This is a genomic window from Xanthobacter pollutisoli (genome assembly GCF_040044995.1).
Taxonomy (GTDB): Bacteria; Pseudomonadota; Alphaproteobacteria; order Rhizobiales; family Xanthobacteraceae; genus Xanthobacter.
The window spans coordinates 87,746-101,667 of record NZ_JBDZDP010000010.1; the positions used below are offsets into that span (position 1 = coordinate 87,746).

Genomic DNA, 13,922 nt, shown 5'->3' on the forward strand with positions numbered 1-13,922 from the left:
CGGCCATTGGCCTCCTCGGCGGCGGCTTCCTGCTGCTTCCGCTGGTGGCTGGGCTTGCGGATTCGCCCTTCTGGGTGGACATGGGCCTGCGCGTCATCATCTTCGCCATCGCCGCCCTCAGCCTCGACCTGATCCTCGGCCAGACCGGCCTCGTCAGCTTCGGCCACGCGCTCTATCTGGGCATCGGCGCCTACGTGGTGGGGATCCTGGCCGATGCGGGGGTCGAGAGCGGCTTCGTCCAGTGGCCGCTGGCCATGGCGGTCTCGGCCCTGCTGGCGGCTGCGCTGTCGTTCGTCGCGCTGCGCACCTCCGGCACCTTCTTCATCATGATCACGCTCGCCTTCGCGCAGATGATGTTCTACGGCGCCTCCAGCCTCTACGACTATGGCGGCGACGACGGCATGCACCTCACGGTGCGCAGCACTTTTGCGGGGCTGCTGGATCTTTATGACTCCACCCAGTTCTACTATCTCGCGCTGGCGCTGCTGGTGGTACTGGCGGGCCTCAACATGCGCCTCGTGCGCTCGCGCTTCGGCATGGCGCTGAGAGGCATCCGGGTCAACGAACGGCGCATGGAGGCGGTGGGCTTTCCCACCTTCCGCTACAAGCTCGTCGCCTGCGTCATCTCGGCGGCGGTGTGCGGCCTTGCGGGCGCGCTCTTGGCCAACGCGGCCGAGTTCGTCGGCCCGCAATACATGGACTGGACCCGCTCGGCCGAGCTGATGATCATGGTGGTGGCGGGCGGGTTGGCGACCCCCTTCGGCGCCATCATCGGCGCGCTCGCTTATCTCGGCCTCGAGAAATATCTCTCCGACCTCACCATCCACTGGCGGCTCGCCTTCGGCGCGTTGCTGATCCTGCTCGTCTTTCTCGGCCGGGGCGGCCTCAGCGCGCTGTTTGCGCCGGCCCCGGGCGGGGAGGCGGTTCCGGCACACAAGGGGTCCTTCCGATGGGCGAGGCCATTCTTCAGACCGCGGGCGTGACCAAGAGGTTTGGCGGCCTGAATGCCGTGGACGTCGTGGACTTCACTCTGGGACCCGGCGAGCTTGTCGCGGTGATCGGCCCCAACGGGGCCGGCAAGACCACCTTCGTGAACCTCATCTCCGGCGCGTTGCGGCCCGATGCCGGCGCGGTACTGTTCGAAGGCCGCGACATCTCGCGGCTGCCGGTGCATGCGCGTGCCAAGCTCGGCATCGCCCGCTCGTTTCAGATCGCCAGCATCTTTCCCGAGCTGAGCGTGGTGGAGAACGTGGCCCTCGCCGCGCAGGCTCACGCGGGAAGCAGCTTCCGCTTCTGGGGCGAGGTGGCCCTGGAGGCGCCGCTCCGCCGCAGAGCGCTGGCGCAGCTCGCCGCCCTCGGCCTGTCGGACTGCGCAGACCGGCCGGCCGCGCAGCTCTCCCATGGCGAGAAGAGGCTGCTGGAGATCGCCATGGCCCTCGTCACCGAGCCGCGCGTGCTGCTGCTGGATGAGCCCATGGCGGGGCTCGGCATCTCCGAGGCCCGACGCATGATCTCCTTCATCGCCACCCTGAAGGGACGGTTCGCCATTCTTCTCGTGGAGCACGACATGGAGGCGGTGTTCAGCCTCGCCGACCGTGTTGCCGTTCTCGCCTCCGGCGCGCGCGTCACCGACGGCCCGCCCGATGCGGTGCGCGCAGACCCGCGCGTGCAGCTCGCATACCTCGGCGCCGAAGAGGAGGACCTGTGATGCTGGAGCTTCGGCAGGTGGGAGCGGCCTACGGATCGAGCCGCGTGCTGTTCGGCATCGACCTCGCCATTGCCGAAGGCGAGGTGGTGACGCTGCTGGGCCGCAACGGCATGGGCAAGACGACGACGGTCAATGCCATCATGGGCCTCGTCAGCCTCACTCAGGGCGACATCAGCTTCGGCGGCGCGCGCATCTCCGGCCTGCCGCCGCATAAGGTGGCGCGCAGCGGGCTGGCGCTGGTGCCGGAGGGGCGGCAGGTGTTTCCAAACCTGACGGTGGAGGAGAATCTCGTCGCCACCGCCGCCAACCGCGGGCGCGCGTCGGCGCCCTGGACGCTTGCCGCCGTCTACGACCTGTTCCCGGCCCTCGCCCCGCTCGCCCGCCGCGGCGCCGGCCTGCTTTCCGGTGGCGAGCAGCAGATGCTCTCCATCGGCCGCGCGCTGATGACCAACCCGCGCCTCCTCATCCTCGACGAGGCGACGGAAGGGCTCGCGCCCCGCATCCGCCGCGAGATCTGGGACGCGCTGGATCGCATCCGTGGCCGTGGCCAGTCAGTGCTGGTGATCGACAAGAACATCAAGATGCTCAGCCGCATCGCCGATCGCCACCACATTCTGGAGAAGGGCCGCATCGTGTGGAGCGGCACTTCGGAGAAGCTGCTGTCCGACGAGAGCCTGCGCACCCGCTTCCTCAGCGCGTGACCGGCCCGATCTCCGGGTGAACAAGACGCCTCCTCTCGGTCGGAAGGTCTCCGGTGATTTTCGCTAGACCGCGAGGGCTGCCAGCATGCGGGCGCGATCGTCCGGGTTCTCGCCGTCGCCGGAGAGCACCACCCGGCCGCGCTCGATAACGATGAAGCGGTCCGTCACCGCCAGCGCCTCGTGCACGTTCTGCTCCACCAGAAGAACGATGGCGCCGCTGTCGCGGAGCTCGCGGACAATGGCGAACACTTCAGCGACGATCATGGGGGCGAGCCCCTCGCTGGGTTCGTCCACCAGCACGAGCTGGGGAGACCCCACCAGCACCCGGGCCATGGCCAGCATCTGCTGTTCGCCGCCGGAGAGCGTGGTGCCGAGCTGGCGGCGCCGCTCGCGCAGCCGCGGGAAGCGGTCGTAGATGCTGTCGATGACGTCACGCTCCGCCCGCGCCGAGCGTCCGCGCACCTGCATCAGGCCGAGGACCAAATTCTCTTCCACCGTGAGGCCGGGAAAGATCCGACGATCCTCGGGGACGAGGCCGACGCCGGCGCGCGTGATGCGGTTGGGCTCCAGCCCTTCGATGGCGGCTTCGCCCAGGCGGATCGTGCCGCTGGACGGCTTCACCCAGCCGGCGATGGTTTTCAGCAGCGTCGTTTTGCCGACGCCGTTGCGGCCGAAGATGCCGATCACCTCCCCGGGCGCGGCCTGAAGGTCGATGCCCTGGATGATGTGGCTGAGACCGTAGTGGGCGTGGAGCCCCGAGATGGTCAGCATGTCAGGCATGTCCGAAATAGGCGGCTTGCACCTCGGGGGCAGCGCGCACCACCGCAGGCGGGCCCTCGGCGAGCTTGCGGCCCTGGTGCATCACCATCACGTGGTCCGAGAGTTCCATAACGAGGCCGATGTCGTGCTCGATCAGCAGCACGCTGACGTCCTCGGTGAGCGCACGCACCAGCCGCGCCGTCTCCGCGGTGTCCTGGTGACTCATGCCCTGCGTGGGTTCGTCGAGCAGCAGGATCTTCGGCTCGGAGGCGAGGCAGACCGCGATCTCCAGCCTTCGCTGGTCGCCGTGGGAGAGGTTACCGGCGAGCTCGTCGCGGCGATGGGTCAGCTGGAAGCGCTCCAGCATCTCGTCGGTCTTGGCGCGGGCGCGGATCGAGCGGCGGATCGGCAGGAGCGCGCGCGCCGCCGGCTCCAGCACCTGGGCGGCAAGACGCAAGTTTTCGGCTACGGAAAGCTCGAAGAACAGGTTGGTGATCTGGAACGAGCGCGACAGTCCCGCCGCCTTCACCCGCTCCGGTGCTGCCCCCGTCATCTCCACTCCGTCGATGAGCACTTGGCCCTGGATGGGCTTGAGCGCGCCGGAGATCATGTTGAAGAGGGTGGATTTGCCAGCGCCGTTGGGGCCGATCACCGTGGTGATGGCGTGGCGCGCGGCGCTGAAGCTGACCCCGTCGACCGCCCGCAGGCCGCCGAAGGCGATGGAGATATCACGCACTTCGAGCACCGGGCGGCTCATGGCTTCGCCTCCTCGGCTTTGAGGGGGAGGGGGGCATCGGAGCTGGCTGGGGCCTCCGTCGCCCGCCGCGGCGCCATCAGACGTTCGATGCCGGGCCGGATGAAGCCGATGACGCCCCTGGGCAGGAACACCACCGCGGCCATGAACAGCAGACCGATGACGATGAGGTGGTGCTCGGTCCAGCTTCCCACCACCGACTTCATGACCACGAGGAAGATGCTGCCGTAGAGCGCACCGACCAGGGTGCCGACCCCGCCGAGGATCACCGAGATGACGGCATTGCCCGAGGTCATGAAGAACATGAGTTCGGGCGAAACGAAGCCGCGCAGCATGGGATAAAGCGCGCCCGACAAGCCGGCGACGAGGCCGGCGGCGAGGTAGCAGACCATGCGGGCACGCCACACCGAATAGCCGAGGAACGGCACGCGCTTCTCGTTCGCCTTGATCGCCGTCAAAACCCGGCCGAACGGCGTGTCCAGCAGGTAGGCGCTCGCCGCGTAGAGCAGCATGATGACCCCGAGCACCACCAGGAAGAAGCCGGCGGGGCTGCCGGCCGAAACCGAAAAGGGGCCAAGGCCGATGTCGATGACCGGAATGCCGATCATGCCGTCGGAGGCGCCGAGCTCGCGCGTGTTGTAGACCACCTTTGCGCAGACCTGGGCCATGCCGAAGGTGATGAGCGCAAAATAGACCCCGCGCACCCGGTTCGCGATCAGCCCGCCGATCAACGCAGCGAGAAGGCTTGCGCCGCCTGCCGCCGCCATGGCGAGCCAGAAGGAGGGCACCTTCATCAGCACCAGCGCCGACGTATAGGCGCCGATGCCGAAATAGAGCGCCTGTCCCAGCGACAGCGCGCCGGAGTAGCCGAGAAGGAGGTCGACCGAGAGGGCGAGGCCGGCGAAGATCAGGGCCTCGGTGGCGAGCCGCAGGTAGAAGGTGTCCCCCAACGCGGCGCCGATCGCCGCCGCACCGAGGGCGCCTGCCACCAGAAGGAGGGCCAGCACATGGCTCGCCCGCATGGACAAGGTCAGGCGGTCATGCATGGCCGAGCTTTCCGAACAGGCCCTGAGGGCGGAAGACCAGGAAGGCCACCATGGTCCCGAACACGATCGGGTCGGTCCAGACCGGCGAGATGACGAGGCTTGCCAGCGCCTGGACCTGGGTCAGCAGCAATCCCGCGACGACCGCGCCCCAGATGGAGCCCATCCCGCCGACGATCACCACCGTGAAGGCGAGGAGGATGAAGTCACGGCCCATGGTGGGAAACACCGAATACACCGGCGCCAGCAGCACGCCGGCGAGGCCTGCCAGCCCGACGCCGAATGCGAAGGTGCCGGAATAGACCAGCGAGACCGGCACCCCGAGCGAAGCGGCCATATGGCGGTCGTAGGCGGCGGCGCGCACCATGGCGCCGAGCCTGGTGCGGTAGACGACGAAGGCGACGCCGGCGACGATGGCCGCGCCGATGCCGATCAGGAACAGCCTGTAATTGGGCAGGATGATCCCGAAGATCTCGCTCGCGCCCGGGATCGGGGTCGCCGGGCGCTGGGTGTTGGGGCCGAAGACGAGCTTCAGCAGGTCCTCCGCGATCAAGGCAAGTCCGAAGGTGACCAGAAGGGTTGTCACGTGCCGGTCCCGGCTGTGGAACACCGGCCGGATCAGCAGGCGTTCGGTGAGCATCCCGAGGGGCAGCATGAGCACCGGCACCAGCACCAGCAGGAACCAGAAATTGATATGCGCGGCGCCGAGCGCGAGGGCGCCATAGGCGCCGACGGCGTAGAATTCGCCATGGCTCATGTTGATGACGTCGAGCAGGCCGAAGATGATGGTGAGCCCAAGCGCAACCAGCACCACGGCAACGCCCAGGGCCAGCCCGTTCACCACCTGGGGGGCGAGCACGAATTGCAGATAGTCGAGGGCGGTCATCCCTTCGCATCTCCAGCGATAGGCGGGAGCCGCGGCCGGATCGACCGCGGCTCGTTCTGCGGGGTCAGAAGCGGGTGCAGGCGTCGGGACCGATGGCGGCGTCGGCCGACACCTTGTCGATGATGTCGAACTTGCCCTTGTTGATGCGCACCACATACATGGGCTGCATGGCCTGGTGGTCGCCGGCCCGGATGGTCTTCTCACCCTGCGGGGTTTTCCAGGTCAGGCCTTCGAGCGCGGTGCGCACCTTGTCGGTGTCGGTGCTGCCCGCCTTCTCCACCGCCGCCTTGTAGGCGAAGAGCACGCCGTAGCTGTCGGCGCCGTAGAGGTCCGGATCCGCCTTGTAGGCGTCGCGGAAGGCGGCGACGAACGTCTTGTTCTCCGGGCTGTCGATCTGGGGCGAATAGCCGACGCCGGTCGCGAAGCCCTCGGCAGCTCCGCCGATGGCGCTGATGTTCTGCGAGGTCACGGTGCCGGAGGCACCGACCACCGAGACGGTTCCGAGCAGGCCGAAGTCCTGGAGCTGGGTGAGGAGGCGAACCGTGTCGTTGCCGGCAACCGAGGTGTAGATCACCTGCGGGCGGGCGGCGCGGATCTGGCCGAAATACTGCGTGTAGTCCTTGGAATCCAGCGGCGCGAAGACTTCGCCGGTGGTCTGCGCGCCCACCTTCTCCGCATTGGCCTTGAAGGCCGCGACGGTGGAGCGGCCCATCTCATAGTCCGGACCGAGATAGAATACCTTCGCCTGCGGCTTCTCCTTGGCGAGCCAGGCGGCGAGCGCCGAGGATTGCTGGCCGGCGCGGGCGTTCACCCGGAACATGTTGGGCGAGCATTTGTCGGTGGTGATGGAATCGGCAAAGGAGACGGTGGTTGCCGCCAGCTTCTTGTTGCGCTCCGCAAGCTGGGCAACGGCGAGCGTGGAGCCTGAATTCACCGTTCCGGTGAGGAAGTCCACGTTCTCGACCTGGAACAGCTTCTCCGCCTTTTGCACGGCGACCGAGGGGTTGGCCTCCTCGTCCTCGAACACGAGCGTCACAGGTCGTCCGGCGATGCCGCCGGCGGCGTTGATCTCCTTGGCGGCGAGCTCCAGACCCCAGCGGACCTGCTGGCCGATGGGCGTGTAGGTGCCCGAGAGTGGCGTCACCACGCCGACTTTGATTGGCGCGGACTGCTGGGCGAGGGCGCCGCCGGTAAGGGCAGTGGCGGCGAGGGTGCCGAGCAGCGCTGCTTTCAAACTCATCCTGGTCATGGCCGTTTCCCCTTGTTGTTGTCGACTTGGCTTGTCCTTGGTGGCTCTCTGGAGCGACCGGCGCACGAGCGGGCCTGATGCGCCCGCTCGTGCGTGGCGATCAGCTGCCGCGGAACTTCGGCTCGCGCTTCTCGTGGAAGGCGAGGACGCCCTCACGGAAGTCATCCGACTGGCGCAGGCGGCTGTAGCAATGACCCTCGAGCTCGATGGCGATGGACAGCGAGGCGTCCTCGGTATCGTTGAGGAGCTTCTTCGCCGTGCGCTGCGCAATCGGAGAGAAGGCGCGGAGCTCGTCGACGAGGCGGTCGGTTGCGGCTTCCAACTCGGCGTCAGGCACGCATTCGGTGGCGATCCCCCAGTCCAGGGCCTGCTTGCCCGGAATGCGCTTCGAGCGCATCACGATGTCCTTGGTCCGGGTGATGCCGACGATCTTCTGCAGCCGGGCCGATCCGCCGGAGCCGGGGATCTGGCCCAGCTTCTGCTCCGGCAGGGCGTAGCGGCAGGTTTCCGAGACGATGCGGAAATCGCAGGCGAGCGAGATTTCGAAGCCCACGCCGAAGGTGTAGCCGCGATTGGCGACGATCACCGGCTTGGAGCAGCGCGCCGGGGCAGCGACGTTCCATGCAAGCTTGGAGACGTGCTCGGGCGCGGCTTCGAGAAAGCCCTTGATGAAGCCGCCGGAGGAGAAGTGCTCGCCCACCGCGCGCAGCACGATCACGCGGACCTCTTCGTTCTCGTCCAGCGCCTCGAAGGTCTGCCTCAGCTGCTCGCGCTGGCGCATCGAGATGGTGTTCATGGGCGGCCGGTCGAGGATGATGTCCGCCCGTTCCCGGGCAGCGTCGATTTCGACGCGGAAGCCGTCGAGGTCCGTGGGCAAAGCGGCGGGCGGGACGTAGGCGTTCATTTTCTTGGTCCTGTGTGCACGAGAGGTCAGGCGGCGCTCTCGTCGGAGCGCTCGGGTTCATATGCGCCGGCCACGAGCTGGCGGCGCAGCAGCTTGCCGACGGGCGACTTGGGAAGCCCGGCGACGAATTCGTAGCGTCGCGGCCGCTTGAAATTGGCGAGGCCGGAGTTGCGGCAATGGGCGTCCAACTCCTCGGCCGTCACGGGCGCGTGGCGCTGCACGAAGGCGACCACGATCTTGCCCCACCGCGGGTCGGGCAGTCCGGCCACCGCGACTTCCGCCACCGCCGGATGCATGGACAGGCAGCTCTCGATCTCCACCGGCGAGACGTTCTCGCCGCCGGTGATGATCATGTCGTCCACCCGGCCCGTGACGTAGAGGTCGCCGTCGGCGTCGAAACAGCCGGTGTCGCCGGTGAAATACCAGCCGTCGCGCAGCGACTTGGCGTCGGCGTCGGGCCGGCGCCAGTAGCCCTCGAAGGCCTCGTCCGACGCGGCAAGGGCGATGATCTCGCCCTCCTCTTCCGGCGCGGCGATCTCGTCCGGTGATGCCGCGCCGAGCTTCGCCACCCGGATCATCTGGTTGAGCCCCGCCTTGCCGGCGGAGCCCGGCTTCTCCGCCGCCTTCTGATTGACGGTGAAGGTGTAGATCTCCGACGAGCCGTAATGATTGACGAACAGGTCGGGCTTGAAGGCGGCGGTCAGGGTCTTCAGCAGGCCGTCCGTCATGGGCGCCCCGGCGAAGCCGAGTTTGCGCACGCTGGTCGTGTCAGTGCTGGCGAACCGGGGGTGATGTACGAGGTCGTGGTAGAGGGTCGGGACCAGATAGAGGTTGGTAATGCGCTCGCGCGCAATCAGCTCCAGCGCCTGGGCAACGTCGAACCGCGGCAGGCATACGAATGTGCCGCCGATGAGCGACATGGCGATAAGCGAGCGCACTCCCATGGTGTGGTACAGCGGCATCACGCCGAGCGTCACCTCGCCGCGGCCGTAGAGATTCTGTGCTACGTGAGCGAGCGCGGCCATGCGCTCGGCGCGCTGGCGGCGGGGCACGCCCTTCGGCTTGGCGGTGGTGCCGGAGGTGTAGAGCATCAGCGACCAGTCATCGGCGCCCGCCGACGGCGTGGCGGACGCGCTGCTGGCCGCAAGCTCAGCGAAGGAGAGCGTGGCCTCGATGCCAACGCCGATGCGCGGAAGGGCCTGCGCCTGCGGACAGTCCGCCACCGCCGGCGCCGCAGCAGCCTCGAAGGCGAGCGCCCGCGCCCCGGCATTGTCGATGACGTAGCCGATCTCCTCCGCGGTGGCGCGCCAGTTGATCGGCGTCGCGATGATGCCGGTGAACTGGCAGGCCCAGTGCAGCGTCGCCGCCTCCCAGCGGTTTTGCAGCACGGTCACCAGGTGGTCGCCGTGCTTCAGGCCGAGGGCGCCGAGCCCCTCCGCCACTGCGGCGATGCGCTCGAGCCATTGGGCGTAGGTCAGCCGCACATCGCCGTCGACTACCGCCACCGCTCCGGGATCGCGGGCGACGCTGGCGAGGAAACTGGTGCCGAGATCAAACATGCGGACCGTCCCCTCTCAGCAATGCCGCCGCCTCGATGACGGCTGCGACAATGGACGTGTAGCCGGTGCAGCGGCACAGATGGCCGCCCACCACCTCCCGCACCTCCTGCTCGTGCGGATCGGGTGTCGCCTTCAGGAAGGCGTCCACCGACATCAGGATGCCGGCGGTGCAGAAGCCACAATGCAGCGCGTGGTGGCGGCGGAACGCCTCTTGCAGCACGCCGAGGCGATCCGGGGCGGGTGCAAGACCTTCGACCGTGCGCACGTCGCGCCCGTCGAGTTGCACCGCGAGGGTGAGGCAGGCGCGCGCCGGGGCGCCGTCGATCTGGATGGTGCAGGCGCCGCAGACGCCGTGCTCGCAGCCCACATGGGTGCCTGTCGCGCCGATGCTGTGGCGCAGGGCGTCGGTGGCGAGCAGGCGCGGCTCCACGCGAGCGTTCACCGGAGATCCGTTGAGCGTGAAACGGATGAGATGCTGTGCGTCGGCGCTCAGACGCATGAGGCGGCCTCCTTGATGACGGCGCGTCCGAGGCTTCGCACGAGGTCGCGCCTGAGGCGGGCGCTGGCGTGCAGGTCCTCGCGCGCGTCCAGCTCCCATGCGAAGGCATTGAGCGCATCGTCGAGGGCGCTGCCGGACAGAGCCGGCCAGGCGCGCCGCTCCGGCCGGTCGGCGACACCGCACACGGTCAGTTCGATCCGGTCGGCGGTGACGCGCGCGGCACAACCGACGATGGCGAAATCGCCATGGCGGCGGGAAAACTCGGTGAAGGCGAAGCCGCTTCCGGGCTGCGCCATGGGGAAGGTGACAGCCTCGATCATCTCGTCGTCGGCCTTGTCGGTGGCCATCATGCCGGTGAAGAAATCGGCGGCGGCGACGCGCCGCGCCTTGCGGCGGCTGCGCAGATGGATCTCGCCGCCGAGCGCCACGAGGCACAGGGGAATTTCGGCGCTCGGGTCGGCATGGGCGGCCGAGCCGCAGACTGTTCCGCGGCTGCGGGTCTGGGTGTGGCCGAGGTGGGGCAGGGCGGCAGCGACGAGCGGCAACCTGGCGGCCAGTTCCGGCCAGGCGAGGAGTTCCGCCTGCCGCACGCCGGCGGGAACCACGATGGTGTTACCCTCCCGCCGGAGTGGGCGCAGGGCGTCGAGGCGCATGATGTCCACGATGACCTGCGGGCGGGCGAGGCGCATGTTGAGCATGGGCAGCAGCGATTGCCCGCCGGCAATCACCCGTGCCTCGGCACCGTGCTGGGCGAGGGCGGCGAGCGCCTCTTCCAGGCTTTCGGCCCGGATGTAGTCGAATGCGGCGGGCTTCATGAACGCCCCCCCTTCAGCAAGGCGCGCACCCGCGCCAGAAGGCCCGGCCGTTTGGGGCTGGCGTGACGGGCGAGGGCGGCGAAGAACTGCCCGATGATGGCCCGTGCTGCACCATCCAGCAGCCGGCCGCCGATGGACGCCACCTTGCCGCCCACCGCCGCCTCGTAGACATAGGTGATGCGCGTGCCGCCCTCGGCGTCATCGAGTGTGATGCGGCCCGAGCCGCCACCGGAGCCGAGCGCGCCCGTGACCGAGCCGGAGAGGGTGGCGGCAGACGGCGCATCGAGGTCCGAGAGCTTCACTTCTGCCGTGTAGCGGCCCTTCACCGGGCCGATCCCGAGGGTGACTTCGGCGGTGAAATGGGTAGGAGAGAGCTTCCTCACCCCGTGGCAGCCGGGAATGAGGGAGGCGAGCGCATCGGCATCCAGCAATGTCGCCCAGACCTCGGCCCTTGGCGCGGCAACGAAAGCAGATCCCTCTCCGCGCAGTGTTCTGTCGCCGGCTCTGGCTTGGGGGCGGGCGGCGCCGGCGGGCGGAGCGGGCTCAGGGTCCGCCGCGAGGGCGGCAACCCGCGCCGGCGTCAGTGGCAAGGTAATGTCGGCGACGCCGAGGGCGTCGGCCACCGCATTGGCGATGCAAACCGGCGTCGACATGCAGTTGCCCTCGCCCACGCCCTTGGCACCGAGGGGCGTGAAGGGTGAGGGGCTCTCCATGTGCAGGACCTCGATGTCCGGCACCTCGGTCGCGGTGGGCAGGAGATAGTCGGCGAAGGTGCCGGTTAGGAACGCGCCGTCTTCGGCATAGGCCAGTTCCTCCAGAAAGGTCGCGCCGAGGGCCTGGGCGAAGCCGCCGCGGATCTGCCCGTCGACCATGCCCGGATGCAGCACGCGCCCGCAATCGTGCGCGGTGACGTAGCGGTCGATGCGAACCCGGCCGCTCACCCGATCCACCTCGACCCCGCACATGTCGAAGATGAAGCCGTGGCAGAGGGAGGAATTGACGTGGTCAGCCCCATCCGGCGCGGTCAGTTCCGGCGGCGTCCAGAATGCGGTCTCGCGGATGGTTTGTTCGATGCCGTCCGGCAGGAGCCCGGGCGACCAATGGGTGAGGCCGGCGATGCGGCCGAACGGCGCGGACGCGCCGCTCTCGCCCTTCACCGCGATCTTGCCCCCGGCGAAGACGATGTCCGCAGCCCGCGCCTGAAACTGGGATGCCGCAACTTCGGCGAGGCGATCCTTCAGCCGTCCGGCGGCGATATGGGCCGCACCGGCGACGGCGGCGGCGAAGCGGCTCGAATAATTGCCCGAGGCGATGGACCATGCGTCCTTGCCGGTGTCGAGTTCGCAGACGACGCGGATCTCCTGCGGCTGCAGGCCGAACACGTCGGCCACCACCTGGGCGAGGACCGTGCGGTGTCCCTGGCCCTGGGGAGTCGAGGAGGCGGTGACGCTCACCGAGCCCGTGGGGTCGATGGCGACGGTGGCGCTCGCCTGGGCGCCATTTTTCGGCCCCGCCTTCGCCCGCTCCTCGGCGGAGAGGACGGTGGTGATGTAGCCCATGTTGGAGACCGACGGCTCGACCACGGCGGTGAAGCCGATGCCGTAGCTGCGGCCGGCCCGGCGCGCCGCCGCCTGGCGCTCGCGCAGATCCGCGAGGCGGCCGTCGCCGATGGCGAGCGCCACCGCCGCGCCGTAGTCTCCGGAATCGTAGAGGGCGCCGGTGGCGGTGCGATAGGGGAAGGCACCCGCGGTAATGAGATTGCGGCGGATCACATCTAGAGGATCGAGCCCCAGGCCGACGGCGATGCGGTGGATGAGCCGTTCCAGGGCAAAATAGACCTGCGGGCCACCGAACCCGCGCACGAGGCCGGTCGGCGCCTTGTTGGTCAGCACCACCCGGTTGCGTATGGCGATATTATCAATGGCGTAGGCGCCGCTCATGTTGCCATGCATGCGGTAGAGGGTCGCCGGCTCGGGGGCGCGGGGATAGGCGCCGCAATCCTCGACCTGGTCGTAATCGAGCGCGGTGATGCGCCCGTCCGAGGTCACAGCGGCCTTAAGGGTGGTGACGCGGTTGGTGGCCGCGACGGCGCCGACGAGATGCTCCAGCCGGTCCTCGATCCACTTCACCGGACGCCCGGCGATGCGGGACGCGACCGCAATCAGGAGCGCATAGGGCGCGACGCCCTGCTTGACGCCAAAGCTGCCGCCGGAATCGGGCGGCATACGCATCCGCAGCTTGTTGCCCGGCACCTTCAGCGCCCGGGCCAGCACGGTATGGATGGAGAAGGGGCCCTGGAAATTGGCAAGGATGTCGTAGACCCCTTCATGCGGGTCGTACTCGGCCACGATGCCAAAGGTCTCCATGGGCGCGCCGGTATTGCGCGGGTAGCGGATGGCGATCTCGAACACCCGGTCGGCGGCCGCGAAGGCGCCCTCGGGGTCGCCGTAGGAGAAGTGCCGGTCGCTGACCAGATTGCTTCCGGCCGTGGGATGCAGCGTCGGCGCCTCCGCAGCGAGGCTGGCGATCGGATCCATGCTGGCGGGCAGCGGACGATAGTCCACTGCGATGGCGTCGAGGGCATCCTCGGCCCGGTAGCGGTCCGCGGCGACGACGATGGCCACCGGCTCGCCCACGTAGCGCACCCGGTCGACCGCGATCGGCCAGTTTTGCACCTTCACCTTGAGCCCGGCAACCATCGGCGTGGTCAGCGCCGCAACGTCCCTGCCGGTGATCACCGCGACCACGCCGGGCATGCGGCTGGCGGCGGCGATGTCTATAGCCAAGATGTCGGCATGGGCATGCGGCGCCCGCAGGATCGCCGCCTCGAGGGTGCCTGGACGCACCCCGAGATCGTCGATGAACCGGCCGCGCCCCGTCAGGAGCGACGCGTCCTCGACTCTCGGCAATGACTGGCCAGTCCAGGTCATGCGTTCAGCGCGCAAACCCTGATCCTCCCCGTGGCGCGCTCATCGGCGCCTTGGGGCGGATAGTGATCAGAGGCAGCAGCCGCGGGCGATGCGGAGAAATCCCATCACTGACCAA

The 13,922-nt window shown here is 68.5% G+C and carries 13 protein-coding genes; 3 read left to right on the forward strand and 10 right to left on the reverse strand.

All coding sequences use genetic code 11. The annotated features are described in order from the left end of the window. Positions 1-80: 80 nt before the first annotated feature. The 3 genes from ABLE93_RS18250 to ABLE93_RS18260 are packed head-to-tail and all read left to right on the forward strand — an operon-like array spanning position 81 to position 2,409. Positions 81-983, forward strand: coding sequence for a branched-chain amino acid ABC transporter permease (locus ABLE93_RS18250; RefSeq protein ID WP_348841345.1), 903 nt, complete (start codon positions 81-83; stop codon positions 981-983). Then, entirely contained in the window at positions 950-1,708 is a 759-nt protein-coding gene (locus ABLE93_RS18255; protein WP_348841286.1) for an ABC transporter ATP-binding protein, read from the forward strand. The genes ABLE93_RS18250 and ABLE93_RS18255 overlap by 34 nt, the downstream gene beginning before the upstream one ends. Continuing rightward, positions 1,708-2,409, forward strand: a complete 702-nt coding sequence (locus ABLE93_RS18260; RefSeq protein WP_348841287.1) for an ABC transporter ATP-binding protein — start codon at positions 1,708-1,710, stop codon at positions 2,407-2,409. The genes ABLE93_RS18255 and ABLE93_RS18260 overlap by 1 nt, the downstream gene beginning before the upstream one ends. A 63-nt stretch (positions 2,410-2,472) precedes the next feature. On the opposite strand, the gene ABLE93_RS18265 is transcribed toward ABLE93_RS18260, so the two are convergent. The 10 genes from ABLE93_RS18265 to ABLE93_RS18310 all read right to left on the reverse strand — a co-directional run bounded on the left by ABLE93_RS18265 (position 2,473) and on the right by ABLE93_RS18310 (position 13,807). Beyond that, positions 2,473-3,180: an ABC transporter ATP-binding protein gene (locus tag ABLE93_RS18265; protein WP_348841288.1), complete on the reverse strand. Its 708-nt coding sequence runs from the start codon at positions 3,178-3,180 to the stop codon at positions 2,473-2,475. Position 3,181: 1 nt separating this feature from the next. Continuing rightward, entirely contained in the window at positions 3,182-3,925 is a 744-nt protein-coding gene (locus ABLE93_RS18270; RefSeq protein ID WP_348841289.1) for an ABC transporter ATP-binding protein, read from the reverse strand. Next, on the reverse strand, positions 3,922-4,968 hold the full coding sequence (locus ABLE93_RS18275) for a branched-chain amino acid ABC transporter permease (RefSeq protein WP_348841290.1): 1,047 nt from the start codon (positions 4,966-4,968) through the stop codon (positions 3,922-3,924). The genes ABLE93_RS18270 and ABLE93_RS18275 overlap by 4 nt, the downstream gene beginning before the upstream one ends. Next, a complete protein-coding gene (locus ABLE93_RS18280; RefSeq protein ID WP_348841291.1) occupies positions 4,961-5,851 on the reverse strand; it encodes a branched-chain amino acid ABC transporter permease in 891 nt (296 codons plus the stop codon). Before ABLE93_RS18280 ends, ABLE93_RS18275 begins: the two co-directional genes overlap by 8 nt. A gap of 64 nt (positions 5,852-5,915) precedes the next feature. After that, complete coding sequence (locus ABLE93_RS18285) at positions 5,916-7,100, reverse strand: ABC transporter substrate-binding protein (protein WP_348841292.1); 1,185 nt, start codon at positions 7,098-7,100, stop codon at positions 5,916-5,918. 100 nt (positions 7,101-7,200) lie between these two features. Beyond that, on the reverse strand, positions 7,201-8,004 hold the full coding sequence (locus ABLE93_RS18290; RefSeq protein WP_348841293.1) for an enoyl-CoA hydratase/isomerase family protein: 804 nt from the start codon (positions 8,002-8,004) through the stop codon (positions 7,201-7,203). A gap of 26 nt (positions 8,005-8,030) precedes the next feature. Continuing rightward, complete coding sequence (locus ABLE93_RS18295) at positions 8,031-9,563, reverse strand: AMP-binding protein (protein WP_348841294.1); 1,533 nt, start codon at positions 9,561-9,563, stop codon at positions 8,031-8,033. Further along, positions 9,556-10,062 carry a (2Fe-2S)-binding protein gene (locus ABLE93_RS18300; protein WP_348841295.1) on the reverse strand — a complete coding sequence of 169 codons (507 nt, stop codon included), beginning with the start codon at positions 10,060-10,062 and terminating at the stop codon, positions 9,556-9,558. The genes ABLE93_RS18295 and ABLE93_RS18300 overlap by 8 nt, the downstream gene beginning before the upstream one ends. Continuing rightward, positions 10,053-10,877, reverse strand: coding sequence for an FAD binding domain-containing protein (locus ABLE93_RS18305; protein WP_348841296.1), 825 nt, complete (start codon positions 10,875-10,877; stop codon positions 10,053-10,055). Before ABLE93_RS18305 ends, ABLE93_RS18300 begins: the two co-directional genes overlap by 10 nt. Next, positions 10,874-13,807, reverse strand: coding sequence for a xanthine dehydrogenase family protein molybdopterin-binding subunit (locus tag ABLE93_RS18310; protein WP_348841346.1), 2,934 nt, complete (start codon positions 13,805-13,807; stop codon positions 10,874-10,876). Before ABLE93_RS18310 ends, ABLE93_RS18305 begins: the two co-directional genes overlap by 4 nt. Positions 13,808-13,922 lie beyond the last annotated feature (115 nt).

What these genes read in the sequence shown, in the direction of transcription:
- ABLE93_RS18250 (WP_348841345.1), top strand. Translation starts at nt 81, where the DNA reads ATGGGCCTGCGCGTCATCATCTTCGCCATCGCCGCCCTCAGCCTCGAC.
- ABLE93_RS18255 (WP_348841286.1), top strand. Translation starts at nt 950, where the DNA reads ATGGGCGAGGCCATTCTTCAGACCGCGGGCGTGACCAAGAGGTTTGGC.
- ABLE93_RS18260 (WP_348841287.1), top strand. Translation starts at nt 1,708, where the DNA reads ATGCTGGAGCTTCGGCAGGTGGGAGCGGCCTACGGATCGAGCCGCGTG.
- ABLE93_RS18265 (WP_348841288.1), bottom strand. Translation starts at nt 3,180, where the DNA reads ATGCTGACCATCTCGGGGCTCCACGCCCACTACGGTCTCAGCCACATC.
- ABLE93_RS18270 (WP_348841289.1), bottom strand. Translation starts at nt 3,925, where the DNA reads ATGAGCCGCCCGGTGCTCGAAGTGCGTGATATCTCCATCGCCTTCGGC.
- ABLE93_RS18275 (WP_348841290.1), bottom strand. Translation starts at nt 4,968, where the DNA reads ATGCATGACCGCCTGACCTTGTCCATGCGGGCGAGCCATGTGCTGGCC.
- ABLE93_RS18280 (WP_348841291.1), bottom strand. Translation starts at nt 5,851, where the DNA reads ATGACCGCCCTCGACTATCTGCAATTCGTGCTCGCCCCCCAGGTGGTG.
- ABLE93_RS18285 (WP_348841292.1), bottom strand. Translation starts at nt 7,100, where the DNA reads ATGACCAGGATGAGTTTGAAAGCAGCGCTGCTCGGCACCCTCGCCGCC.
- ABLE93_RS18290 (WP_348841293.1), bottom strand. Translation starts at nt 8,004, where the DNA reads ATGAACGCCTACGTCCCGCCCGCCGCTTTGCCCACGGACCTCGACGGC.
- ABLE93_RS18295 (WP_348841294.1), bottom strand. Translation starts at nt 9,563, where the DNA reads ATGTTTGATCTCGGCACCAGTTTCCTCGCCAGCGTCGCCCGCGATCCC.
- ABLE93_RS18300 (WP_348841295.1), bottom strand. Translation starts at nt 10,062, where the DNA reads ATGCGTCTGAGCGCCGACGCACAGCATCTCATCCGTTTCACGCTCAAC.
- ABLE93_RS18305 (WP_348841296.1), bottom strand. Translation starts at nt 10,877, where the DNA reads ATGAAGCCCGCCGCATTCGACTACATCCGGGCCGAAAGCCTGGAAGAG.
- ABLE93_RS18310 (WP_348841346.1), bottom strand. Translation starts at nt 13,807, where the DNA reads ATGACCTGGACTGGCCAGTCATTGCCGAGAGTCGAGGACGCGTCGCTC.